At 45.4% G+C, this 23,932-nt stretch carries 24 protein-coding genes; 14 read left to right on the top strand and 10 right to left on the bottom strand.

Features of this window, described 5'->3' with window-relative positions:
* Positions 1–132 precede the first annotated feature (132 nt).
* The 6 genes from LVJ86_RS03775 to dnaB all read right to left on the bottom strand — a co-directional run bounded on the left by LVJ86_RS03775 (position 133) and on the right by dnaB (position 4,941).
* Complete coding sequence (locus LVJ86_RS03775; protein ID WP_047760589.1) at positions 133–570, bottom strand: type IV pilin protein; 438 nt, start codon at positions 568–570, stop codon at positions 133–135.
* Between the two features lie 14 nt (positions 571–584).
* A complete protein-coding gene (locus LVJ86_RS03765) occupies positions 585–1,151 on the bottom strand; it encodes a pilus assembly PilX family protein (protein WP_047760590.1) in 567 nt (188 codons plus the stop codon).
* Positions 1,133–2,182: a PilW family protein gene (locus LVJ86_RS03760; RefSeq protein ID WP_053008310.1), complete on the bottom strand. Its 1,050-nt coding sequence runs from the start codon at positions 2,180–2,182 to the stop codon at positions 1,133–1,135. The genes LVJ86_RS03765 and LVJ86_RS03760 overlap by 19 nt, the downstream gene beginning before the upstream one ends.
* Complete coding sequence (gene pilV / locus LVJ86_RS03755) at positions 2,182–2,724, bottom strand: type IV pilus modification protein PilV (protein ID WP_053008311.1); 543 nt, start codon at positions 2,722–2,724, stop codon at positions 2,182–2,184. The genes LVJ86_RS03760 and pilV overlap by 1 nt, the downstream gene beginning before the upstream one ends.
* Positions 2,721–3,374, bottom strand: a complete 654-nt coding sequence (locus tag LVJ86_RS03750) for a GspH/FimT family pseudopilin (RefSeq protein WP_047760591.1) — start codon at positions 3,372–3,374, stop codon at positions 2,721–2,723. The genes pilV and LVJ86_RS03750 overlap by 4 nt, the downstream gene beginning before the upstream one ends.
* A gap of 157 nt (positions 3,375–3,531) precedes the next feature.
* The gene (dnaB, locus tag LVJ86_RS03745) at positions 3,532–4,941 is read right to left on the bottom strand and encodes a replicative DNA helicase (protein ID WP_047760592.1); all 1,410 of its coding nucleotides are present in this window, start codon (positions 4,939–4,941) and stop codon (positions 3,532–3,534) included.
* A 183-nt stretch (positions 4,942–5,124) separates the two neighbouring features.
* Here dnaB and LVJ86_RS03740 point away from each other — a divergent pair, with 183 nt between their 5' ends.
* On the top strand, positions 5,125–5,706 hold the full coding sequence (locus tag LVJ86_RS03740) for a superoxide dismutase (protein ID WP_047760593.1): 582 nt from the start codon (positions 5,125–5,127) through the stop codon (positions 5,704–5,706).
* A 299-nt stretch (positions 5,707–6,005) separates the two neighbouring features.
* Here LVJ86_RS03740 and LVJ86_RS03735 read toward each other — a convergent pair whose 3' ends face one another.
* Positions 6,006–6,275: an HU family DNA-binding protein gene (locus LVJ86_RS03735; protein WP_047760594.1), complete on the bottom strand. Its 270-nt coding sequence runs from the start codon at positions 6,273–6,275 to the stop codon at positions 6,006–6,008.
* A gap of 191 nt (positions 6,276–6,466) precedes the next feature.
* The gene (gene lon, locus LVJ86_RS03730; RefSeq protein WP_047760595.1) at positions 6,467–8,926 is read right to left on the bottom strand and encodes an endopeptidase La; all 2,460 of its coding nucleotides are present in this window, start codon (positions 8,924–8,926) and stop codon (positions 6,467–6,469) included.
* A 276-nt stretch (positions 8,927–9,202) separates the two neighbouring features.
* On the opposite strand from lon, the gene LVJ86_RS03725 reads away from it, so the two are divergent.
* From LVJ86_RS03725 to LVJ86_RS03710, 4 genes are all read left to right on the top strand, one after another.
* Complete coding sequence (locus LVJ86_RS03725) at positions 9,203–9,472, top strand: HP0495 family protein (protein ID WP_047760596.1); 270 nt, start codon at positions 9,203–9,205, stop codon at positions 9,470–9,472.
* A gap of 1 nt (position 9,473) precedes the next feature.
* Positions 9,474–10,076, top strand: coding sequence for a lipoyl(octanoyl) transferase LipB (gene lipB / locus LVJ86_RS03720; RefSeq protein WP_047760597.1), 603 nt, complete (start codon positions 9,474–9,476; stop codon positions 10,074–10,076).
* Between the two features lie 16 nt (positions 10,077–10,092).
* Positions 10,093–11,079 (top strand): lipoyl synthase, encoded by a 987-nt coding sequence (gene lipA, locus LVJ86_RS03715; RefSeq protein WP_047760598.1) that lies wholly within the window; start codon positions 10,093–10,095, stop codon positions 11,077–11,079.
* A gap of 374 nt (positions 11,080–11,453) precedes the next feature.
* Positions 11,454–11,966: an acyltransferase gene (locus tag LVJ86_RS03710; protein ID WP_047760599.1), complete on the top strand. Its 513-nt coding sequence runs from the start codon at positions 11,454–11,456 to the stop codon at positions 11,964–11,966.
* A 40-nt stretch (positions 11,967–12,006) separates the two neighbouring features.
* On the opposite strand, the gene ahr is transcribed toward LVJ86_RS03710, so the two are convergent.
* Entirely contained in the window at positions 12,007–13,038 is a 1,032-nt protein-coding gene (gene ahr, locus LVJ86_RS03705; RefSeq protein ID WP_235284589.1) for an NADPH-dependent aldehyde reductase Ahr, read from the bottom strand.
* A 252-nt stretch (positions 13,039–13,290) separates the two neighbouring features.
* On the opposite strand from ahr, the gene LVJ86_RS03700 reads away from it, so the two are divergent.
* On the top strand, positions 13,291–14,310 hold the full coding sequence (locus LVJ86_RS03700) for a DUF4238 domain-containing protein (RefSeq protein WP_047760600.1): 1,020 nt from the start codon (positions 13,291–13,293) through the stop codon (positions 14,308–14,310).
* 160 nt (positions 14,311–14,470) lie between these two features.
* Here LVJ86_RS03700 and putP read toward each other — a convergent pair whose 3' ends face one another.
* Positions 14,471–15,964, bottom strand: a complete 1,494-nt coding sequence (putP, locus tag LVJ86_RS03695; protein ID WP_047760601.1) for a sodium/proline symporter PutP — start codon at positions 15,962–15,964, stop codon at positions 14,471–14,473.
* Positions 15,965–16,429: 465 nt separating this feature from the next.
* On the opposite strand from putP, the gene LVJ86_RS03690 reads away from it, so the two are divergent.
* The 8 genes from LVJ86_RS03690 to LVJ86_RS03655 all read left to right on the top strand — a co-directional run bounded on the left by LVJ86_RS03690 (position 16,430) and on the right by LVJ86_RS03655 (position 23,907).
* Positions 16,430–18,214 (top strand): assimilatory sulfite reductase (NADPH) flavoprotein subunit, encoded by a 1,785-nt coding sequence (locus LVJ86_RS03690; protein ID WP_047760602.1) that lies wholly within the window; start codon positions 16,430–16,432, stop codon positions 18,212–18,214.
* A 262-nt stretch (positions 18,215–18,476) separates the two neighbouring features.
* Positions 18,477–18,686: a (2Fe-2S)-binding protein gene (locus tag LVJ86_RS03685; protein WP_047760603.1), complete on the top strand. Its 210-nt coding sequence runs from the start codon at positions 18,477–18,479 to the stop codon at positions 18,684–18,686.
* Positions 18,687–19,029: 343 nt separating this feature from the next.
* The gene (locus LVJ86_RS03680; RefSeq protein WP_047760604.1) at positions 19,030–20,703 is read left to right on the top strand and encodes an AMP-binding protein; all 1,674 of its coding nucleotides are present in this window, start codon (positions 19,030–19,032) and stop codon (positions 20,701–20,703) included.
* A gap of 171 nt (positions 20,704–20,874) precedes the next feature.
* A complete protein-coding gene (gene leuC, locus LVJ86_RS03675; RefSeq protein ID WP_047760605.1) occupies positions 20,875–22,281 on the top strand; it encodes a 3-isopropylmalate dehydratase large subunit in 1,407 nt (468 codons plus the stop codon).
* Positions 22,282–22,404: 123 nt separating this feature from the next.
* Positions 22,405–22,527 carry an entericidin A/B family lipoprotein gene (locus LVJ86_RS03670; protein WP_075968078.1) on the top strand — a complete coding sequence of 41 codons (123 nt, stop codon included), beginning with the start codon at positions 22,405–22,407 and terminating at the stop codon, positions 22,525–22,527.
* A 30-nt stretch (positions 22,528–22,557) separates the two neighbouring features.
* Positions 22,558–22,698: an entericidin A/B family lipoprotein gene (locus tag LVJ86_RS03665; RefSeq protein ID WP_414629253.1), complete on the top strand. Its 141-nt coding sequence runs from the start codon at positions 22,558–22,560 to the stop codon at positions 22,696–22,698.
* Positions 22,699–22,753: 55 nt separating this feature from the next.
* Positions 22,754–23,395, top strand: coding sequence for a 3-isopropylmalate dehydratase small subunit (gene leuD, locus LVJ86_RS03660; protein WP_047760606.1), 642 nt, complete (start codon positions 22,754–22,756; stop codon positions 23,393–23,395).
* A 50-nt stretch (positions 23,396–23,445) separates the two neighbouring features.
* Positions 23,446–23,907: a NanQ anomerase/TabA/YiaL family protein gene (locus tag LVJ86_RS03655; protein WP_047760607.1), complete on the top strand. Its 462-nt coding sequence runs from the start codon at positions 23,446–23,448 to the stop codon at positions 23,905–23,907.
* Positions 23,908–23,932 lie beyond the last annotated feature (25 nt).

Below are 23,932 nucleotides of genomic sequence, written 5' to 3'. Positions count from 1 at the left end.
GATTGTAGCATGTGCTGCAATCCGTGTTTTCAGACGGCCTTATATATTCATAAAATCAACAAATATAGATTTGATGCTTTTATGCACCTAATTTTGCTATAAGGAGATAATTGATGCCGAACTACCGCTTTACTACCGCTTTTCACATGCGCCACTGGTATTGAAACCATTGGCTGCCGCGGCAGTAGTACAACTGTAATTATTGCCCAGGCTATCCATCCATGCGGCAAGCGTATAGTTGCTATCTTTAGGCACACTTACCAAACAATAAGTAGTCGGGCAACCGGCTTCTTTCAATTTCAAGGCCACCGTATATTTTTCATTGACCCTCTTATCCAACTCATTGCTGATAGTAACCGCATTTTGCAAATCTACTTTTGGATTTTTAACCTGCTCGGTTTTTAACAAAGCATTAATTTTCATCATATCCGCTTGTGCACTAACCAAATCGCCACGCTCTACATAACGGATATAGGAAGGATACGCGATAGTTGCCAATATACCTAAAATAGCGATAACAATCATAATTTCCAATAATGTCATACCGGCAGTATTCAATTTTTGATTCATAATCTTTGCCCGTATCAATTACCCGATGATTCAACATAAGATTGTACCGTTACCATAGTATTGGCATTTTTACCCCAAGCACGGGCTGTTACACGATAAACCGTAACATTATTTTGATGACTGATAAACTCAATCACATAACGTGCCGCCTTACTGACACCGCTACCGGTTGCCCCATACGTTTTACCTTTGCTTTCCAAGCAAGTATCTTCACCACATGATTTAGGCTGCCAAACTGGAACAGTACCGCCTGCAGCCAAATTAACCGTGCCTTGACGGGTGCCGCTAACTGTTGCAGCTTGCGCATTTGCAGGAGAGCATAAGCCATCTGTGCAATCAGCAGTAAAACTAGGATCCTCCAAATCTGCAATTTCACTCTCTCCTTGCCGTAGGGCGGCTTCTGCAACCGACATCGCCAACTTGCGATCGGCATCATTTGAGCTGATCCTCATTTCCGTATTGTAGGATTGGGCTGCAGCCACAACCAATACGGCCACTACAATCATCATAATCAGAACGATAAACAAAGCAAAGCCCTGCTGCTTAACCGGCGGCATATTGCTTAAATATTGTCTTCGCATGTCATGCCTCCCCTTACAGCAGCATCAATTGTATAAATATCTACATTACCGGCATCAATATTACCCCCCCCCGCAGCCATACTGCCGCCATTCAACGTAATACGGATTAAAGCAGGTGCCATATCAGTACGGAGCTGGGTAGAAAATTGATAGGTTTCACTTGCTGCTGTGCCTGCTACAGCGCCTGCAGCATTATTCGGGCATACTAGATAACCATAATTCACAGTCATACTACTGACATCTGCCATCAATAATTGCGCGGAATCCTTACTCCACTTCCCATCACTCCCTAACTCATAACGCAACAACCCCCCCTCATCTCCAATACCATAGGCATTCGCAACGTAACGCTGTACTACCATCTCTGCCGGTACATGAGTTGCATCAATAGCCGGAGTAGTAGTTAACTGATCATTGGCCCAAGTAATGGATGAAGGCCGATCTAAAACATTACAACTGCTGATAATCAAAGGCATCGAAGCATTTAATCCCTGCAAAGGATCACCGGTGGGTATATTTAAGCGTAAGCTGCCTGCCGCATTCTGCGACACAGAAGCAGACCCGATACCATATTGGAAGATCAAAGCATTACCTTTTAAACCTAACTTAGGCAAAGGTTGCTGCTTAATCGGAACTAAAGTAGTTTGTGCGGTATCCTCAGGCTTTAATTTTGGTGGATACTCTGCGGCATCATCGCTTTTAGCAATATCATCATCATCGCTTTTAGCAATATCATCATCATCGCTTTTAATCGCATCTGCTTTATGATTTAACATATTGAAGCAACCGAAACCACCTGCCATACGCGCATCCCGCACAATCAGATTGGCCGCATTACGCAAATCCTGCTGTACGGAAAGTCTGGCAAGCGCAACATCATTGATTTTCCGTGAAGCAAAATAACCCGAGCCGACTGCGATTAACACAATCATACTTAATATACTGGCCACCAAAAATTCAATCAGGCTGAAGCCTTTTTGCCGTGCTCTTGCCGCCGTTATGTGTCTTGTTTTTTTTATATTTATCGTCATTATTGTGATACCCGTGCCGAATAAGTATAGCTTTCAGTTATTTGGTCATCTCCACCCCATGTTACGGTAATTACCGTATCACCGGTTGCATTTGCCGCAATTGTATATCGTGCAGGAGTCTCGGAAACATTGACTAATGCATTCTCAAACTCAGCCAATTGACTTGCCGCCAACTCGCTTTTAGTAAATTCGTTTTTATTTGTTATTGAAGTTTGCTTTGCGGTACCGGTTTTATGATAAGCAGCATAAGAATAACTTTTCCAACCTGTTTCATTGCCATTTTTTGTTACTGCCGTAGCTGTTGGATTAGCCAACATACCTTCAATCAGATTCTGCACTGCTTGTGCCGCAACTGTTTGACTTTGCGCTTCAGCCACGCCGGAAACCGTACGTAGCTGGGTAGCCAACAATGCCAAAATACCTAAAGCCAGCACGACCATAGCCACCAATACTTCGATTAACGTCATACCGCTCTGCTGATTTTTCAGACGGCCACGGCTGGACTGTTGAACATCATATGACTTCACGTTCATTACTTTCATGGTTTTTCCTCATCACTACATCCAGTCCGTGAATCACCAGGTTCGCAAAAACTTACACGTCCACTGTTATCAACTAACAGCTTGGATTGATAACCCGAACCATTGGCAGTATCACTCAAAGTCAAAACTACGGCCCCCGCCGACCAGCTTAAACTGGTAGGACTCATATTTTGGGTGTTATAGCCGAAGTTACCGTTAGGTAAAAATCCCATCATTTTAACTGCCGCCCCATTACCCGTCCCTGAAACAGGTACAGATTCGGCACTAAAAGAAATTGCCGAGCTACCATTCATATTCAACGGCACTGCACGCAAGGCTATATCAGTAGATTTACGCTCATACTTATTGGGATTATCATCACGCTCGGCATATGCTGCAATACCCTGCTGGGCATAATTAGCATCACAATAACTGTCGATATTACCGTCAGATCTTACCTGCACAGGGCAAATATAAACGGGAGCGTTCAAACGCACGGCTTCCGCACGCGCAAAACGGAGAAGATTAGCCACTTTTTCGGCTTGCGATGCCACTTTCCGGCTGGCAAGCCATTGGCTCATATTTGGAAGGGCGATGGTTGCCATGATAGCCATCACGGCAATCACCACCATCAATTCGATTAGTGTAAAACCTTTTTGTTTCAAATGCATAAATTTGCCTGATAGACGTAATTCGGTAAGACCAAGTTAGTTTCAAACTGCATGGGCTTACGTAATGTGTAGTATTTTGTGAATTTTTTATGATGGCATTTTAAACGATAAGTGTGAGAGCACCTAATAAAATATGGTATTTCGCTATACTTATGTATCAATCTTCCATCATTGCCGACTCAGGAATATAAGCCGCATTATCAAATTTTGTAAACTGCCCCATAAAGGTGAGAAAAACCTTACCCGTTGGGCCGTTACGATGTTTACCGACGATACACTCAGCCAAACCTTTCAACTGACTTTCAGCATTATAGTATTCATCACGATACATAAACATAATCAAATCAGCATCTTGTTCAATCGCACCGGATTCACGCAAATCCGACATCATCGGGCGCTTATCGGTTCTCTGCTCTACTGCACGGCTTAACTGCGACAAAGCAATCACCGGCACCTGCAACTCTTTGGCTAATGCCTTCAAAGAACGTGAAATCTCACCCAATTCCGCAGTTCGGTTATCCGAACGGCCAGAACCTTGCATTAATTGTAGATAATCAATCACAATCAAACCAAGCTTGCCACCAAACTGACGGGCCAAACGGCGCGCTCGGGCACGCAATTCAAGTGCAGTCAGACCCGGTGTTTCATCAATAAACATCGGAGCATCAGATAACTTCACAACCGCATCGTTCAAACGCCCCCAGTGTTCATCCTGTAACGCTCCGGTTTTCAACACATGCTGGTCAATTCTCCCAACCGAACCCAACATACGCATTACAAGCTGTGCCCCCCCCATTTCCATGGAAAATACGGCAACCGGCAACTTTAATTCCACTGCTACATATTCAGCGATATTGATTGAAAAAGCCGTTTTACCCATAGAGGGCCGACCGGCAACAATAATTAAATCACCCGGCTGTAAACCTGATGTTTTTTTATCTAAATCAATAAAGCCAGTTGCTATACCTGTTACCTCATTAGGATTATCACGCGAATAAAGCATATCAATGCGCTCAACCACCTCTTTCAGCAGCCCGGGCATATCCAAAAAACCCTGTTTGGATTTTGCTGTGCTTTCCGCAATTTGGAATACTTTATTTTCCGCTTCATCCAATAATTGCCCCGCATCCCTCCCCTGAGGGTTATAAGCACTGCGGGCAATATCCGTTCCGACCTCTGCCAATTGCCGCATAATCGAACGCTCGCGAACGATCTCAGCATAACGGCGGATATTAGCTGCAGACGGCGTATTCTGAGCTAATGTAATCAGATAATTAAAGCCTCCCGCCGCTTCTAATTCGCCATTACGCTCCAATGCCTCTTGAACCGTAATCACATCAGCAGGACGGCTTTCATTAATCAAATTGGCAATAGCACGGAAAATTACTCTGTGTTCGTGGCGATAAAAGTCTTCTCCCATGACCACATCAGCAATGCGATCCCATGCCGAATTTTCCAACAACAGACCGCCCAATACCGACTGTTCAGCCTCCATTGAATGCGGCGGCAACGAAAGCACACTCACTTCCCTATCATCAGACGGCATCATATCGGTTAAATCATTCATACTGCATTCCTTATCGATCAACTTATCATTATAACGGTTGGAAGAGAGCTACGATAAGTTTTATTGGTTTTTTCAAGCCGAAGCAGGTAAAATCAATCAAGCTAAACTTGGTAGCCGCCACTTAACAACAGGCAGCTTTTCCAAGTATGCAAACACACAAACACCAAACCACAGGAGTGAATCATGGAACACAAATTGCCCGAACTACCCTACGCTTTAGACGCTCTCGAACCGCACTTGTCCAAAGAAACTTTAGAATACCACTACGGCAAACACCATCAAACATATATCACCAACCTGAACAATCAAATCAAAGGCACCGAATTTGAAAATCTGTCTTTGGAAGAAATCGTTAAAAAATCTTCAGGTGGCATCTTTAACAATGCGGCCCAAACTTGGAACCACACTTTCTACTGGCTGGGCTTTACACCCAAAGGCCAAGGCAAACCTAGCGGTGACTTAGCTACCGCAATTGATGCCAAATGGGGCAGCTTTGAAGCCTTCCAAGAAGCATTCAATGCCTGTGCTGCAGGTACTTTCGGCTCCGGCTGGGCTTGGTTGGTCAAAAAAACCGATGGTTCTTTAGACTTGGTTTCCACCAGCAATGCCGCCACTCCGTTAACCGGAGATGCCACTCCATTGTTGACTTGTGACGTATGGGAACACGCCTATTATATCGACTACCGCAATAGCCGCCCGAACTACCTCAAAGGCTTTTGGGAAATCGTAAATTGGGATGAAGTAGCAAAACGCTTTGCTTCATAACTAATTGAAATACCAATGCCGCCCACTAAAATTATGGGCGGCATTTTTCATATTCGTACATCTCATATCTCAAAAAATCTTTATGATTAATTATAAAGGTCGGCTGGGAAATGGCCTCTTTTCAAATCGGGCAATCTCAAGCCGCCTGAAAATTCGGTCTTTCAAATACTCCAAATGTAACCCGTACAAATCGCGCAGAACAATAATTACTGACTCCGACTTGCGTAAAAGAAAAACTTCAACCATAAAAAAAGCAGGCCGAAAGCCTGCTCTGTGGATGCTTTTAAAACAAATATTTATTACAGAGCATCCTTCAATGCTTTACCTGCACGGAATTTAGGTGTTTTGGCTGCTGCAATAGTCAGGGGCTCACCGGTTTTAGGGTTACGGCCTTGGCGCTCTGCACGCTCACCAACATAGAAAGTACCGAAACCGACCAGAGTTACGGTATCGCCTTTTTTCAAGGCGCCGGTTACGGCATTAATCATACCGTCCAATGCTTTAGAGGCAGCAGCTTTAGAAATATCAGCTTCTTGAGCAATCGCTTCGATTAATTCAGACTTGTTCACGATAAGTCCCTTTCTATCGTTTAGAGAATAATGAAAGCCACGTATAACGGGCATTTGGTTAAAACTTACACATCTGGCGACTTTATAACAAGCCTAAAAACACCGTGTCAAGCACAAAGGTACGGAATATGGCGGTTTATTGACGTTTATCCACTATACTCCATACCTTTTACAACACATCAGCTACAATTCTAATGCTTGGTGGCTTTTGTACTTGACTTGCCCGTTACTGTAGTACCCGATGCGGGACCAACAGTATCTTCAAGATCTTTCCAAGACTCCGGTTGGCGCTCCAAGCCCAAAGCCAATACTTCATCAATCCATTTGACAGGATGAATTTCCAAGCCGTCTTTCACATTTTGAGGAATTTCCTCTAAATCTTTCACATTATCTTTCGGTATCAAAACATGTTTGATACCGCCACGTAATGCAGCCAAGAGTTTTTCCTTTAAGCCGCCGATGGGCAATACTTCGCCACGCAAGGTAATTTCCCCAGTCATCGCCACATCAGCACGAACCGGAATGCCGGTTAAAGCCGAAACCATAGCCAATGTCATCGCAATACCCGCGCTCGGGCCGTCTTTCGGAGTAGCTCCTTCCGGCACATGCACATGCATATCTTTTTTCTCGTAGAAGTCAGGTGCAATACCCAAACCTTCGGTACGAGAGCGTACTACGCTCCAAGCAGCGGAAATAGACTCTTGCATCACATCTCCGAGCTTACCGGTACGCACTATATTACCCTTGCCACGCAAAGCAACGGCTTCGATAGTCAGCAATTCTCCGCCAACCTCCGTCCAGGCCAAACCTGTTACTTGCCCGATACGGTTTTCCGATTCGGCCACACCGTAATCAAAACGGCGAACGCCCAAGTATTCATGCAAGTTTTCGGCATTCACACTTACAACAGCTGCTTTACCGGTTCGGCCTTTACCCTTAGGCTTACTTGCCGCTTTTTTATCTTCTGCCAAAGCAACCGACATCACGACTTTACGGCAGATTTTAGCAATTTCGCGGTCAAGCGAGCGCACCCCGGCCTCGCGGGTATAGTAGCGGATGATATCGCGCACAGCGGTTTCATCAATGACTGCCTCACCCTCTTTAACACCATTGCGCTTCATCTGCTTAGGTACCAGATATTTCATAGCAATGTTTATTTTCTCATCTTCGGTATATCCTGAAAGACGGATAATCTCCATTCTATCAAGCAATGCCGGAGGGATATTCAAGCTATTGGATGTAGCAATAAACATTACATCGCTCAAATCGTAATCAACTTCCGCATAATGGTCGGCAAACTTACTGTTTTGCTCAGGGTCAAGCACTTCCAATAAGGCACTAGCAGGATCACCGCGGAAATCATTCCCCATCTTATCGATTTCATCTAATAAAAATAATGGGTTTTTTACACCGGCTTTAGCCATGTTCTGTAAAATTTTACCCGGCATCGAACCGATATAGGTGCGGCGGTGACCTCTTATTTCGCTTTCATCCCGAACGCCACCCAAAGCCATACGCACATACTGGCGTCCCGTTGCTTTGGCAATAGATTCACCCAAAGAAGTTTTACCTACCCCCGGTGGACCTACCAAACACAAAATCGGGCCTTTGATTTTATCAACACGTTTCTGAACTGCTAAATATTCCAGAATACGCTCCTTTACTTTTTCCAAACCGTAATGGTCTGCGTCAAGCACCAGGTCTGCTTTTGCAATATCTTTGATAACGCGTGATTTTTTCTTCCACGGCAACTCAAGTAAAGTATCAATATAGTTGCGGACAACTGTTGATTCCGCCGACATAGGCGGCATCATTTTCAGCTTTTTGAGTTCAGACAGACATTTCTCTTCAGCCTCTTTACTCATACCGGCAGCTTTAATTTTTGCCTCTAACGCATCCAGCTCGCCACGCTCGTCTTCCTCACCCAACTCTTTCTGAATTGCCTTGACTTGCTCATTAAGGTAATACTCGCGCTGCGATTTCTCCATTTGGCGTTTTACACGCCCGCGGATACGCTTTTCCACCTGCATAATATCCAGCTCAGACTCGATTTGCGCCAGCAAATATTCCATCCTCGCCGAAACACCTACGGTATTCAAAATTTCTTGGCGCTGGTCAAGCTTCAATTGCAAGTGGGCGGCCACAGTATCTACCAAGCGGCTATTATCCTCTATGCCGTGAATGGTACCCAAAACTTCGGCAGGTATTTTTTTATTCAGTTTGGCAAACTGATCAAATTGGGCTAATAAGGTTCGACGCAATGCCTCCATATCGGCATTATCCGTTTCGGTGTCATAAACAGCCTCCACATGTGCCAGAAACAGATCCCCGTTATCTTCTACGGTTAGCGCACGGGCACGTCGGATACCTTCTACTAATACTTTTACTGTTCCATCAGGCAATTTTAATACTTGTAAGACGTGTGCAACCGTACCCATCTCATGCAGATCTTTAGCATTGGGTTCTTCATCATTGGGGTTGCGCTGCGCCAATAAAAATACCGGCTCATCATTTGCCATCGCCAAATCCAGCGCGGCAATTGATTTTGGCCGACCTACGAAAAGCGGCAACACCATATGCGGATAAACCACCACGTCACGCAAGGGCAATGTTGCCAATGCACTGTATTCCTCGAATTTTTTGTCTGTCATTGCTGGTATCTCTTGCTTCATTGCAAATTAGGTTAACTGCGAAGTTGGGGCAGCACTACTTTTTTCAAGCCTTGAAAAGAAGATGGCCGGCATCTATGTTCAACCTTTACACAAATCATCCCCATACCGGTAGCAAATGTGTAAAAATGTTTTGATTAACGATTTCCCTGCAACATAGATTCAGACGGCACTTTGCGATAGAATAAAAAAAATTTTGTTGTCTATGCCGTCTGAAATGTTTCAGATAACCGGCATGCCGCTTTTTAAGGAGTTGCAATGTCTGAAGAACAAACCTCACTGATCGAATTTCCCTGTCAGTTCCCTTTGAAAATCATGGGTGCGCAACATCCTGAATTCGAATCAACAGTATTGGAAATCATCCGTCAACACGCCCCGGATACCGAAGCCGGGCAAATCAGTATCCGTCCAAGCAGTAAAGGCAATTATTTAGGTGCCACAGCTAAAGTAAATGTATCTAGCCAGGAGCAGCTGGATAATATTTATCGTGCCCTCACAAGCCATCCGATGATCAAAATGGTTTTATAAAATGAAAGTTGTAGAGCTGGGCCAAGCTGAATACACACCCGTCTTCGAAGCTATGAAAGCATTTAATGCGGAGCGCACCGATGCTACCGAGGATGAACTGTGGATAGTCGAACACCCTCCGGTTTTTACCCAAGGTTTGGCGGGTAAGCCGGAGCATTTGTTAATACATGACGACATTCCCGTTGTACAAATTGATCGAGGCGGACAAATTACCTACCACGGCCCCGGCCAACTGGTCATTTACACTTTGATTGATTTTAAACGCCGCAAAACCAGTGTTCGCCATATTGTTTCGGCTTTAGAAAACAGTATTATCGCCACTTTATCCGATTACGGTATCGAAGCGGCTGCCGATCCGGCCCGCCCCGGCGTATATGTTGATGGAAGAAAAATCGCTTCACTAGGTTTGCGTATTAAAAACGGTTCAGTTTACCACGGCTTGGCATTAAACGTAGATATGGATTTAACCCCCTTCACACACATCAATCCCTGCGGCTATGCCGGAATGGAAATGGTACAGATTGCCGACTTCATCACACCCTGTCCGCCTCTAAGCGAAGTTGCCGCAAAACTCACCGAACACCTTAGCGCCAATCTTGCCTAATCTCGAAAGACACATCATGAGCGAAATCAAAACAGATCCCAAACAAGGCATCAAACTGAAAGGTGCCGACAAAACCGCGCGCATTCCGATTAAAGTTGTTCCTCTTGAAGAAAAACTAAAAAAACCCGAGTGGATTCGCGCCAAATTACCAAGTGGAAAAAAATTTTTCGAAATTAAAAACATACTGCGCGATCAAAAAATGCATACCGTATGTGAAGAAGCCTCATGCCCTAACATCGGCGAATGCTTCAGCAAGGGAACCGCAACATTTATGATTATGGGCGATATCTGTACCCGCCGCTGCCCATTTTGCGACGTAGGACACGGCCGCCCCAACCCGCTAGATCCGGACGAACCGAAAAATTTGGCAGAATCGGTTGCGGCGATGAATCTGCGCTATGTCGTGATTACCTCTGTTGACCGAGACGATCTGCGTGATGGCGGTGCCCAACATTTTGCCGATTGTATCAATGCCATCCGCGAAAAGAGCCCGCAAACCAAAATCGAAATTCTTGTGCCCGATTTCCGTGGGCGTTTAGATATCGCCTTAGAGATTCTTGCTCAAACTCCGCCTGATGTATTAAACCATAATTTGGAAACTCACCCGCGCCTATACAAACAGGCCCGCCCGGGCTCAGATTATAAGCATTCTCTCGAATTATTACGCCGTTATAAAGAAATGATGCCACATATTCCTACCAAATCGGGCATTATGGTCGGCCTTGGTGAAACAGATGACGAAGTACGGGAAATTATGCGTGATATGCGTGCCCACAACATCGAAATGATTACGGTAGGGCAATATCTACAACCTTCAGACGGCCACTTGCCTGTCTTACGTTATGTAACGCCTGCTCAATTCAAAGAGTTTGAACAAGAGGCTTATGCCATGGGCTTTACAAATGCCGCTATCGGTGCGATGGTGCGCTCCAGCTATCATGCCGATGAGCAAGCCGAAATCGCACTAAAAGAAAGCCAAGAGCAGACAACCACCATTAATTAACCTATCACCAATAAAAAAACAAGTGGTTAAATAACCACTTGTTTTTTATTCCCCCTAATAAATATTAAAAACCGCCCACGCCGGCTATACCTCATTAGGCTTATCCTTATCTGATTCAGATGGCTATACAGCAATTTTTTCGGAAACAACCGAATATTTATATTATATCAACTGATTTCCACATAAACAGGTATAGAATCCAATTCAAGTATAGGCATACTTTCTTGAAAATACTGAGTATTTAAAATGCAATCAGATTTGCTATAATACATTTGGCATATTCATAATTATTTATATCCAAATAATTAAAGATAGATTATGCAATATACCTTTATTTTAGATGATATAAATCATCAATTAGGGAGAAATAATTAATGAAACGAAGAATCAGTTTAAAAATATTGATGGTATTAGGCAGTTGGTTACCTCCCTCTTACAGCAAACCATTTGGGAAAACAGCTAAAAAAATCCGCTTTCTATTAGGAAAACAAGTTTGTCCGAATATGGGGAAAAATGTCAATATTGAAAAAGGTGCGTATGTATTTCCCGATACTGTGATAGGTGATAACTCGGGAATTGGGGTAAACAGTGAAATTTGCCGGGGATTAACCATCGGTAAAAATGTCCTCATGGGGCCTGAGTGCATATTTTACTCAAATGCCCATAAGTTTGATAAAGAACGGCGTATATTTGACGGCTACACGGAAACCAATCCGATCACTATCGGAGACAATGCCTGGATAGGCCGGCGTGCCATCATTATGGGGGGAGTTACCATCGGCGAGGGAGCAGTCATCGGGGCTGGCTCCGTTGTTACCAAAGATGTTCCTCCTTATACTTTGGCTGCAGGTAATCCTGCGGTAATAAAAAAATCATTATTAGACTAAAAATAAAGGCCGTCTGAAATTTTTCAGACGGCCTTTATTTTTACCAATCACTTTTTAATACAATCCGATAACGTGCTTTGCCTGCTTCAAGATGTTGAACAGCTTCATTTACCCGAGACATCGGATACTCTTCAACAATCGGCTCTACCTGTTTACGGGCGGCAAACTCTATCATTGTACGCAATTGTGCCGGCGAACCGGTAGGAGACCCCGCTACGGCTTTTTGCCCGCTGATCAATGAAAATGCGGCAATATCAAGTGGCTCCAACGTAGCACCGACAATATGCAGTTTTCCATGCGGTTTCAGCAAGGTCATGTAAGCATTCCAGTCTAATTTCACGTTAACCGTTGAAACGATCAGATCCAAGCTTCCTGCGGCCTGGGTAAATGCTTCCGTATCGCGAGAGTCCAGAATTTTATGTGCTCCCATGCGGTAAATCGCATCATATTTATCAGGATTCGAACTAAATGCGGTTACCTCGCAGCCCCAAGCATTGAAAAAACCTAACGCCATATGACCGAGACCGCCAACGCCGATTACGCCAACTTTATGACTGGCATTGATTCCATGCTGCAACAGTGGCTCAAATACGGTAATTCCCCCGCATAGTAAAGGGCCAGCCTTACTCATATCCATATTTTCAGGCAGAGGAATCACCCATTGCCATTGGGCACGCACTTTATCGGCAAAACCGCCCTGATGTATTCCGCCAAGGACCGTAGGCACAGCATGGGAACATAAATTAGCATGGCCACCGATACAGGGATCACAGTGCTGGCATGATTCTGCTGTCCACCCCAAGCCGACTTTTTGCCCCACTTTCAAACCCTTTACCGCGTTTCCCATTCTCACTATTTCGCCGACCACCTCATGACCAGGTACCAAAGGATAGTGGCTGAAACCCCAATCGTTAGCCATCATCGACAAATCAGAATGACAAATACCGCAATATTCAACCTTAATTTCTACTTCGTCGTTTTTCAGCTGGCCTGCGTCAAAATCATAACGCTCAAGTTCTGCTCCGGGCTGCTTTACCGCCCAAGCACGAATAATATTTTCATTACCCATCATTTCACTCTCCAAAATAATATAGCTATGCGGATCTTCACATGCTTACGTCTGCATCACAAGTAAAATCAATCAAACTGTCCTCCCTGCCGTCTGAAAAATATTAAAATGCCGCCGAACATATCTATCCGTTGCCATCAAACAAAAACAATTAATTCATATAATAACAAACTCGGATTTTACCTAGCTGATTCTTTACCTGCTCTTTCAAAGCACTTATGATGAACTTTTCATATTTCCTTATCACGGTTTCATATGCGGGCATTTATCCTTAGCGATTGTGAAAACTCCGAGTGTTCGGAAAAGTCATATGCTCTTTTAGTGGCTAATTTGACTAAAGGCCATCATTTCATCGCTCAAACCGAACAGCGGCAGTTTGCATTTAACACTCGTGTAAATCCGCAAAACCAAAATGTCTACCGCTGGCCGGTTAATCTGCTTCATTCCCCTTACCGAGGCGAAGCACAAAGCGTGAATATCGCATCCAATCTTGAAGTAAATAATTTATATACGCTGACCTTTGACAATGGCAACGGGGGAAAGCAATATAATTTGGAAAGCTGGTTCAGCCGATACGAAAGCGGCTTCGAAGAAGCTTGCCAAAACTTACGCCAATCCCCTTCTGGCCATCTGAAAATTCCATCTTCATTATGGCAGGTACTAAAGTTAAAGCTATTGAGTATTTTACGAAACCCTCATAACCGTGAAGACCATTTCGTTTACCTCTGGCACCAAGCCCTGCAACACCGCCTTCCTCAAATAAGTGCCGAGTTTGTCGAACTCATTGCACAAAGGCCGCACCAACGCGTAGAAAAGATTTTGCATACGTTTGGCTTTACCATGGATGAATACACCCGCTGGCTGGCCAATCTTTACGGAATGCTGAGCGAAGGCTTATATCGTCCCTCCTTATTCGAACGAATGTTTGCCGCCTTATTCGCCGATCCCCAAGCCGTTAAAATCGGCTTATACCGTTATCATTATGATTCAGACTGTTGCTTATTCAATGATCGGGGTTATTGTCTGCAGGCATCATCAACACAAATAAGTATCGGGATAGGGCTGGCTTCGGACATGTTTTCCATTATTCATATTCCGCGCAGCTATTGGGAAACGCTACCGAAATGGTTTGATGCGCTGCCACCGCCACCGCAAGGAGAAATGGTTGTATACGATAACGAAAATACCCAACGCCTTACCTACAACCGCCTTACAGCCGCCCGTGCCCGATATGCGGCATACGGCAAAAGCAACCGGCGGCAAGATTATTTTTGAAATATATACAAACTACTCCAGCAATACCTTACCTTCCAATATGCCGTCTGAAACATTTCAGACGGCATCACAATATCGAATAAGTCATTTTATTTTTAAACCACAAATAAAAATGCCGTCTGAAAGCTTCAGACGGCATTTTCAAATGATACATTTTCAACTAGTTAGCTTCTTTGAAAGCCTTATCGGCCTCTTCAAACTTAGTTTCTACCGAAGCAGGTACTTTACCCATCAAGGATACGACAACAACGGTAATCGCACAGGCGATAAAACCCGGAACAATTTCATACAGGCTGCTGCCGGTAGCTTTCCAAGATACCACTGTCAACGCACCTACCAACATACCTGCCAAAGCACCGTTGGCCGTCATCCGTTTCCAGAATACCGATAAAATCACCACAGGGCCAAAAGCCGCACCAAAACCTGCCCAAGCATAAGCTACCAAGCCCAATACGCGGCTTTCCGGATCCGAAGCAATCACGATCGCAATAACCGCTACGGCCAAAACCATCAGACGGCCGATCCACACCAACTCTTGCTGGGCAGCATTCGGGCGTAAAAAGCCTTTGTAAAAGTCTTCGGTAATGGCACTTGAGCACACCAGCAACTGGCACGATAAAGTAGACATGACGGCTGCCAGGATCGCGCTCAAAATCACACCTGCCACCCATGGATTAAACAGCAAGGTAGTCAATGCGATAAATACACGTTCATCATTACCGGCCATACTTGACACTTGCTCCGGATGCGCGCCGAAATAAGCAATACCGAAATAGCCCACGGCTACTGCGCCGGCCAAACACAGAATCATCCAAGTCATACCGATACGACGGGCTTTCACCAATGATTTCACATTCTCTGCCGCCATAAAACGTGCCAAGATATGTGGTTGGCCGAAATAACCCAAACCCCAAGCGGCAGTTGAAATAATACCGATCAAGGTCGTGCCTGCCAGCAAGCTGCCGTACTCCTTACCGGTAGCCGCCGCCACCTGAGCAATAGCCGCACTCATTTCGGCAGCACCGCCGACAGCCAAATACACCATGATAGGCGTCAAGATCAAAGCAAAAATCATCAAAGTAGCTTGAACGGTATCCGTCCAGCTAACGGCCAAGAAACCGCCGATAAATGTATAAGCAATAGTCGCACCCGCGCCCAACCACATAGCTTGAGTATATGAAATATCAAAAAGGCTTTGGAACAAACGAGCGCCCGCCACAATGCCCGAAGCGCAGTAAATAGTAAAGAAAAACAAAATGATGGCAGCAGAAATCACTTTCATCAGTTTGCCTTCCGCACCGAAGCGGTGAAAGAAATAATCAGGCAGCGTCAACGCATTGTTATTATATTCGGTATGCACCCGCAAGCGGCCGGCTACCAAGCGCCAGTTGAAATATGCGCCAACCGTCAAACCAATGGCAATCCAAGCCTCACTCATACCGGTTGCATAAATCGCGCCCGGCAAGCCCATCAAAAGCCAACCTGACATATCGGATGCACCGGCAGACATCGCAGTTACGAAACTGCCCAAACTGCGGCCTCCGAGAATATAGTCGTCAAAATTGCGGGTGGAGAAATAAGCAGCGAAGCCTATCAGCAACACAGCAATCAGATAGATGCCAAAAGTGACATACATCGGATTAAAGTTACCCATTTGTAAACCTCATATTGATATGTTTTTTTGAATATCGAACCAGCCCTTTTATAGCAAGCCAGACGATGAGAACGGATTAGATACAGTATCGTATCGAAAAAGCGAACATATGCCGGATTGCAACATTTCCGTTTTAGTAACGGCAGCAGTATTGCAATCCGTATATCTTTTTATTTTCCGACAACCGACTGCTTTAAGACCGTAATTTTTGTGCAATAATCTTGCTTATTTAACATTAAGCTTACATATAAGTCAAGAATCGTTAATATTTGTTACTAACTTTAAGCTTCCAGACACAATAAACTACGCCACATTACCCATCTTACGCGCATTTTTCAGACGGCCTAAGCCAATATACTTTCCACGCTTATAACAAAATAGCATTTTATTACAACCAACCATTCTTTCCCTTTTTCAGACGGCCTGTTTAAAGTATGAACAAACAAATAAAAAGGAATCATATAAATGACCAGCCTACCTCTACCGCCTGAAATAGCAACGCAACTTGCCGCCCTTTCCCCTACTCAGTTGGCTTGGCTTTCCGGTTACTGCTGGGCACAAAGCCAAGGCGTGGCGCAAACCGTAGCCTTCTCGGAAAATTTTTCTGCCGATGCGGCGCCAGCCCGCCGTATCACCATATTATCGGCCTCGCAAACCGGCAATGCCCGCCGCGTTGCCTCCGACTTACTGATAAAACTCGAAACCTCAGGGCTTGATGTGCGCTTAATCGGAGCGGCCGACTTCAAAAGCAAAAACCTGCCTGAAGAAGATATCTTATTATTGGTTACCTCTACCCAGGGCGAAGGCGAACCACCCGAAGAAGCCGTACCTCTGTATAAATTCCTTTTCGGCAAAAAAGCACCGGATTTAAGCAAGCTTAGTTTTGCGGTATTGGGTTTGGGCGACACCAGCTATCCAAATTTCTGCCAAGCGGGTAAGGATTTTGACAACCAGCTGTCTAAGCTAGGTGCCAAACGTTTGGCCGAACGCGTTGACTGTGATTTAGACTATGACACCCAAGCCAATGCTTGGATAGAACAAATCAGTACAACCATAAGTGAATTGTGCCGGCAAAATACCGCAAATAATGCTCCCCAAAGCTCGACTTCACAAACTCACTCCCCACCCGCGCAGTTATATACGAAAGAGCAACCCTTTACCGCTAGCCTTTCGGTGCGTCAAAAAATTACCGCACGCACAGCGGAAAAAGATGTCGAACATATCGAAATCGACTTATCAGGCTCGGGTATCCGCTACAAAGCCGGAGATGCCTTGGGTATTTGGCCGGTAAATAATAGCACGCTGGTTGATGAAATATTGTCATTGCATCAACTCAACGGTAGCGAAACCGTCAAACTTCCAAGCGGTAGCGAAACCGATATCCGCAATGCACTCACCCATCATGCGGACATTACCCAAAACACCCCCGCATTAGTCACCCAATATGCCTTACTCAGCAATGATGAAGTGCTAAAACAGACGGTAGAAAACGCGGAAGCATTAGATGTTTATCTGGCGGCAACCCCACCCGTAGGTGTTTTTTCCGACCACCCCAATCCTCTGGATGCAGAAACCCTATTCAATCTATTCCGCCCTCAAACTCCCCGGCTCTACTCTATTGCGTCTTGCCAAGAAGAGGTTGGCGAAGAAGTTCATCTTACCGTCGGCGTTGTCCGATTCGAACACCACGGACACAGCTATACGGGAGCGGCATCAGGATTTCTAGGTAACACGCTTGCAGAGGGAGACACTGTACGGGTTTTTGTGGAACCCAACCCGCATTTCCGTCTGCCTGAAAACGGTGGTACACCTATTATTATGATAGGCGCAGGCACCGGAGTGGCTCCTTTCCGCGCTTTTATGCAACAACGTGAAGCAAACGGTGATACCGGCAAAAACTGGTTGATATTCGGTAATCAAAAATTTACCGATGATTTCCTGTACCAAAGCGAATGGCTACAGTATAGAAAAAACGGTTTGCTCTCACGCGCCGACTTAGCATGGAGCCGGCAAGGCTCGGAAAAAGTTTATGTCCAGCACAAATTAGCTACCGCCGCCGAAGAAATATGGAGTTGGTTGCAAGAAGGCGCACACATTTATGTGTGTGGCGATGCCTCCCGTATGGCGCGCGATGTAGAAAATACCCTGCTTGATATCATCGCCACACAAGGGAACATGGATCAGGATGACGCCGAAGAGTATCTGAACAATCTGAGAGAAGAGAAAAGATACCAGCGCGATGTCTATTAAATCTTATTCTCAATCATAAACACACTGTTTAAACTCTATACGATACCCTCATATCAAAATCCAGGTGAGGGTATCATCATTGTTTCTTACCTATCCGTAATCAAATAATAAGCACAATATCCAACTATCCTATTTTCTGCTTTTATCACCATAATTTACATTTTCAATACTTGCAATGCGAACAGTTTTTATTTATATTTACATAAACAAATAAAACTGACTCTTATCATTATTTGAGAGAAAACAGAAACAGGAGCACATCATGTTCGTATGTATCTGCAATGCCATTACCGACCGTCAAATTCAAGAAACCGTTGCTGCCGGCGCAAGTACGCTCAGCGATCTGCAGGCACAACTTGGCGTAGCTACCTGCTGCGGATGTTGCAGCGATTTGGCCTCATCTTTTTTAAACACGGCAAATAGCCAAGCTCAAAATATGACCGTTACCGCGGGCATTAACGTACAAAGTTAATCCTCCTCCGACAAATCAAATATGGTTTCAAAATTTCAAAGCATCCGTTATCAAACGGATGCTTTTTCACATTTGAATATTATTTCTTTCACCATTACCTTAGCCTCTTTACGCATAAAGCATTCAGCCAAATCGATATCTACACAATAAAATATCATTACTTATCAATACGATAAGATAAAAATTGCTTTTCAGACGGCATTTTTATGATATAAAGCACTTACTCAAAATAAGTTCAGCGATTATCATCGATTTCGGATATATTGAACGTTATCTGCTTGGATTGCGTATGCAGATAAGAAGCCTCCCCGGCCAATAACAATAACCATCAGGAGAAAACATCATGGAAAAAGTCTGGTTACAAAGCTATCAAGCAGGTGTGAAAGAAGAAGTGGATATCCGCCAATTTACTTCGATAGTTGATGCTTTTCAAAAAAGCAGTACCAAATATGCCAACCGTCCTGCTTTTATCAATATGGGAAAAAGCCTGACTTACGGCGAGTTGGCCGAACTTTCAGGACATTTTGCCTCCTATCTTCAAGATCATCTCAAACTGACTAAAGGCGACCGCGTCGCCATTATGATGCCCAATTTATTGCAATATCCGGTTGCATTATTCGGAGCACTACAGGCCGGTATGATTGTCGTTAACGTCAACCCCCTCTATACACCCCGCGAGTTGGAACACCAACTTAACGACAGCGGAGCCCAAACCATTGTCGTATTGGAAAATTTTGCAGATACGCTGGAAATGGTTCTACCGCGTACGCAAGTAAAAAACGTTATTGTCGCCAGCATCGGCGATTTGCTCGGCAGCTTTAAAGGCTGGCTGACCAACTTTGTAGTACGCAAAGTAAAAAAAATGGTGCCGAACTACAACCTGCCCGGTTCCGTTACCTTCAAACAAGCCATTAACCTCGGACGTGCCCGACCTTTTATTCCGGTCGATATCACGCTTGAGGATACCGCCTTTTTACAATATACGGGCGGCACGACCGGCGTAGCCAAAGGCGCCGTATTAACACACGGCAATATTTGCGCCAATATGGCACAAGCAAAAGAATGGATCAGCCAAAGTTTGAACGGTGATAAAGAGGTAGCACTCAGCGCCCTTCCCCTGTACCACATTTTCGCCCTTACCGTGAATGTAATGATTTTCATGCAAATGGGCGCCGCCAACCTATTGATTACCAATCCGCGCGATTTACCTGCATTAATTAAAGAAATCGACAAACATAAAATAACCGTATTTATCGGCGTCAATACGCTTTTCAATGCCTTGATTAACCAAGAAGCCTTCAAATCACTCGATTTTTCACATTGGAAATTAGCATTAGGCGGCGGCATGGCGGTGCAAAAAGCCGTTGCAGACAAATGGCAGGCCATTACAGGCGTTCCCATTGTAGAAGCTTACGGGCTCACGGAAGCCAGCCCCGGTGTGGCCATTAATCCGCTGAACATTACTGCTCATACCGGCAATATCGGCTTACCCATTTCCAATACGGAAATTGAAATCCGTGATGATAACGGCCAAGCTCTGGGTATTGGGGAAGCGGGAGAATTGTGGATTCGCGGCCCGCAAGTCATGAACGGTTACTGGAACCGCCCCGACGAAACCGCCAAAGTATTAGACAGCCGCGGCTACTTGGCTACGGGCGATATTGCCGTGGTAGACGAAAAAGGCTGGATCAAACTGGTCGACCGCAAAAAAGATATGATTGTGGTATCCGGATTTAATGTCTATCCAAATGAAATCGAAGATGTTATCGCCCAACATCCCAAAGTATTGGAAGTTGCCTGCATCGGTGTCAGCAGTGAGAAAACCGGCGAAGCGTTAAAACTTTTCGTCGTTAAGAAAGATCCCTCGCTTACCGAAGCAGAGCTGATAGAGTACGCACGGCACGAACTAACCGGCTATAAGGTACCGAAAGATATAGAATTCCGCAATGATCTCCCCAAATCAAACGTAGGCAAGATACTGCGGCGGGAACTGCGGGACAGCACCCCTAAATCTTAAAACAACCAATACTCAAATAACCCAGCGGGCTTAATGCCCGCTATTTCATACACAAAAAAGACAAAATGTCCAAAAATATCTTTATTTTTTAATTTCTATTGCAATCTATTGCATATTCAGTCCAAAAAGTCTAACATGACCACATATCCACGACAACGGTAAAAGAAAACCATGAGCGCACAAACCCTTTACGACAAACTTTGGAACAGCCATATCGTCCGCGAAGAAGAAGACGGTACCGTTTTACTATATATTGACCGCCACTTGGTACACGAAGTCACCAGCCCCCAAGCCTTTGAAGGCTTGAAAATGGCAGGCCGGAAATTATGGCGTGTCGACAGCGTGGTTTCTACCGCCGATCACAATACTCCGACCGACCATTGGGACGAAGGCATCAAAGATCCAATTTCCAAACTACAGGTTGATACGCTTGACGACAACATTAAAGAATTCGGTGCGCTTGCCTATTTTCCTTTTAAAGACAAAGGCCAAGGTATTGTTCATGTCATGGGCCCCGAACAAGGCGCAACACTGCCGGGCATGACTGTCGTATGCGGCGACTCCCACACCTCTACCCACGGCGCATTCGGTGCATTGGCACACGGTATCGGCACATCGGAAGTGGAACACACCATGGCCACCCAATGTATTACCGCAAAAAAATCCAAATCCATGTTGATTAAAGTAAACGGCCGTCTGAAAGCCGGTGTTACCGCAAAAGACCTCGCACTTTATATCATCGGACAAATCGGCACGGCCGGAGGTACAGGCTATGCCATAGAATTTGGCGGAGAAGCCATCCGTAATCTTTCTATGGAAGGCCGTATGACTTTGTGCAATATGGCCATAGAAGCCGGAGCCCGCTCCGGCTTGATAGCAGTCGACCAAACCACAATCGACTATATCGAAGGCAAACCGTTTGCACCCAAGGGTGAAGATTGGAACCAAGCCGTAGACTATTGGCGTACCCTCGTTTCAGATGAAAACGCTCAATTCGATAAAGTATTTGAATTTAATGCTGCCGATATCGAACCACAAGTTACCTGGGGAACCTCTCCCGAGATGGTATTGGATATCAACGGCAAAGTCCCTAACCCTGCTGATGAAAACGACCCGGTCAAACGCAGCGGTATGGAGCGCGCATTGCAATATATGGGACTAACCGCCGATACCCCGTTAAACCAAATACCGGTTGATGTTGTTTTCATCGGTTCATGCACCAACAGCCGTATCGAAGATTTGCGTGAAGCCGCCGCCGTAGCCAAAGGCCGTCTGAAAGCCGATAACGTCAAACGCGTATTGGTCGTACCCGGCTCGGGTTTGGTTAAAGAACAAGCCGAAAAAGAAGGCTTAGACAAAATCTTTATCGAAGCCGGCTTCGAATGGCGCGAACCCGGTTGCTCCATGTGCCTGGCTATGAATGCAGACCGCCTCGAACCGCAAGAACGCTGTGCCTCCACCTCCAACCGAAACTTCGAAGGCCGCCAAGGCAACGGCGGGCGCACCCATTTAGTCAGCCCATCAATGGCCGCCGCCGCCGCCGTTACCGGCTACTTTACCGATGTACGCAGTTTATAAAGCAAAATTTACAAACCCGCCTCAGCGGCAACCGCAAGATTGTCACACCGTAGCCGCTCGGTTATGATACCGATACAGCTATGCTTTTCAGGCTGTACTTGATATCTAAAAGGAGTTTCAAAGATGAAAAAACTAATTCTTATCGCCCTATCCGCCACCGCTATACTCTCTGCCTGCAACACCGTATCCGGTTTCGGCAAAGACGTACAAAAAGCCGGCAACACTATCGAACGCGTAGCTAACTAAATGACCACCGCTACCCGAAAGGAAAGCACCATGATGAAAAAAACTTTTTGGCTTGCCCTAGGTGCGGCCGTATTACTCAGTGCCTGCAATACCGTAGCTGGCTTCGGAGCTGATGTGCAAAAAGCAGGCAGCAAACTTGAGCAGTCTGCCGAACGCCACAACGCGCAATAAGCCCACTCCTCCGGGATTCACCTGCGAATCCCGGCTGCCAACCGAAAGTACACCCATGAAAGCATTTATTCGCATAACCGCACTGGTTGCCCCACTAGACCGTGCCAACGTCGATACAGACGCCATAATTCCGAAACAATTTTTAAAATCCATCAAACGCTCCGGCTTCGGTCCCAATGCATTCGACGAATGGCGTTATTTGGATCACGGCGAGCCAGGCATGGACAACAGCAAGCGCCCGCTAAACCCCGACTTCCCTCTCAACCAAGCACGCTACCAAGGCGCGCAAGTATTGCTGACCCGCAAAAATTTCGGCTGCGGTTCCTCACGCGAACATGCCCCCTGGGCTTTGGACGACTACGGCTTCCGCGCCATTATCGCTCCCTCGTTTGCCGATATTTTCTTCAACAACTGCTACAAAAACGGCTTGCTGCCCATCGTGCTTGATGAAGCCGTTGTCGAACAACTGTTCCGGGAAACCGAAACCACAGAGGGCTATGCACTGGATATCGATTTGGAAAAACAAACCGTTACCACACCGAGCGGAGAATCGTTTGTATTTGATATTACAGAACACCGCAAACACTGCCTGCTTAACGGCTTGGACGAAATCGGCCTGACTTTGCAACACGCCGATGAAATCAAAGCATTCGAAGCCAAGCGTAAATCTACCCAACCCTGGCTGTTTCATTCTTGATATTACAGGCCGTCTGAAAACCAGTTTCAGACGGCCTTTCTTCAAACACTATGATTTTAGATACCATTACAAACGCTGCATTTTATAGCTCTCTGCATCCCGACTTCGCAGAAGCTTTCGAACTGATGCAATCACTTGACTTCCACGCACTGCCCGACGGGCAAATACCATGTACCAACCCCAATATCCGTATCTTTATCGGCAGCGAAGCCATGCGTAGCAGAGAGGCTGCATATCCCGAGGCACATCAATATCATGTCGATATCCAAATACCCATCAACAGTAGCGAAGGTTACGGCTGGATTGAAAAAAGCCGTCTGAAAAACGGTTTGGGTTACAACGAGCAGCGCGATATCGAATTTTTTACAGATGCGCCCGATACATGGTTTGAAGTCGCGTCCGGCCAATTTGCCCTGTTTTTCCCGACAGACGCACATGCGCCCTTAGTAGGAAACCAACCTTATATCCGCAAGGCGGTATTTAAAATTCGTACGGAAAGTATTGGTAAATAAATTACCGAAGCACTCCAAAAATTTT

It is taken from the genome of Neisseria arctica (assembly GCF_022870905.1).
Lineage (GTDB): Bacteria > Pseudomonadota > Gammaproteobacteria > Burkholderiales > Neisseriaceae > Neisseria > Neisseria arctica.
The sequence above is the reverse complement of the archived record's forward strand: the minus strand, read 5'-3'. Positions and strand labels throughout refer to the sequence as shown.

What these genes read in the sequence shown, in the direction of transcription:
- LVJ86_RS03775 (WP_047760589.1), bottom strand. Translation starts at nt 570, where the DNA reads ATGAATCAAAAATTGAATACTGCCGGTATGACATTATTGGAAATTATG.
- LVJ86_RS03765 (WP_047760590.1), bottom strand. Translation starts at nt 1,151, where the DNA reads ATGCGAAGACAATATTTAAGCAATATGCCGCCGGTTAAGCAGCAGGGC.
- LVJ86_RS03760 (WP_053008310.1), bottom strand. Translation starts at nt 2,182, where the DNA reads ATGACGATAAATATAAAAAAAACAAGACACATAACGGCGGCAAGAGCA.
- pilV (WP_053008311.1), bottom strand. Translation starts at nt 2,724, where the DNA reads ATGAAAGTAATGAACGTGAAGTCATATGATGTTCAACAGTCCAGCCGT.
- LVJ86_RS03750 (WP_047760591.1), bottom strand. Translation starts at nt 3,374, where the DNA reads ATGCATTTGAAACAAAAAGGTTTTACACTAATCGAATTGATGGTGGTG.
- dnaB (WP_047760592.1), bottom strand. Translation starts at nt 4,941, where the DNA reads ATGAATGATTTAACCGATATGATGCCGTCTGATGATAGGGAAGTGAGT.
- LVJ86_RS03740 (WP_047760593.1), top strand. Translation starts at nt 5,125, where the DNA reads ATGGAACACAAATTGCCCGAACTACCCTACGCTTTAGACGCTCTCGAA.
- lon (WP_047760595.1), bottom strand. Translation starts at nt 8,926, where the DNA reads ATGACAGACAAAAAATTCGAGGAATACAGTGCATTGGCAACATTGCCC.
- LVJ86_RS03725 (WP_047760596.1), top strand. Translation starts at nt 9,203, where the DNA reads ATGTCTGAAGAACAAACCTCACTGATCGAATTTCCCTGTCAGTTCCCT.
- lipB (WP_047760597.1), top strand. Translation starts at nt 9,474, where the DNA reads ATGAAAGTTGTAGAGCTGGGCCAAGCTGAATACACACCCGTCTTCGAA.
- lipA (WP_047760598.1), top strand. Translation starts at nt 10,093, where the DNA reads ATGAGCGAAATCAAAACAGATCCCAAACAAGGCATCAAACTGAAAGGT.
- LVJ86_RS03710 (WP_047760599.1), top strand. Translation starts at nt 11,454, where the DNA reads ATGAAACGAAGAATCAGTTTAAAAATATTGATGGTATTAGGCAGTTGG.
- ahr (WP_235284589.1), bottom strand. Translation starts at nt 13,038, where the DNA reads ATGATGGGTAATGAAAATATTATTCGTGCTTGGGCGGTAAAGCAGCCC.
- LVJ86_RS03700 (WP_047760600.1), top strand. Translation starts at nt 13,291, where the DNA reads ATGCGGGCATTTATCCTTAGCGATTGTGAAAACTCCGAGTGTTCGGAA.
- putP (WP_047760601.1), bottom strand. Translation starts at nt 15,964, where the DNA reads ATGGGTAACTTTAATCCGATGTATGTCACTTTTGGCATCTATCTGATT.
- LVJ86_RS03690 (WP_047760602.1), top strand. Translation starts at nt 16,430, where the DNA reads ATGACCAGCCTACCTCTACCGCCTGAAATAGCAACGCAACTTGCCGCC.
- LVJ86_RS03685 (WP_047760603.1), top strand. Translation starts at nt 18,477, where the DNA reads ATGTTCGTATGTATCTGCAATGCCATTACCGACCGTCAAATTCAAGAA.
- LVJ86_RS03680 (WP_047760604.1), top strand. Translation starts at nt 19,030, where the DNA reads ATGGAAAAAGTCTGGTTACAAAGCTATCAAGCAGGTGTGAAAGAAGAA.
- leuC (WP_047760605.1), top strand. Translation starts at nt 20,875, where the DNA reads ATGAGCGCACAAACCCTTTACGACAAACTTTGGAACAGCCATATCGTC.
- LVJ86_RS03670 (WP_075968078.1), top strand. Translation starts at nt 22,405, where the DNA reads ATGAAAAAACTAATTCTTATCGCCCTATCCGCCACCGCTATACTCTCT.
- LVJ86_RS03665 (WP_414629253.1), top strand. Translation starts at nt 22,558, where the DNA reads ATGATGAAAAAAACTTTTTGGCTTGCCCTAGGTGCGGCCGTATTACTC.
- leuD (WP_047760606.1), top strand. Translation starts at nt 22,754, where the DNA reads ATGAAAGCATTTATTCGCATAACCGCACTGGTTGCCCCACTAGACCGT.
- LVJ86_RS03655 (WP_047760607.1), top strand. Translation starts at nt 23,446, where the DNA reads ATGATTTTAGATACCATTACAAACGCTGCATTTTATAGCTCTCTGCAT.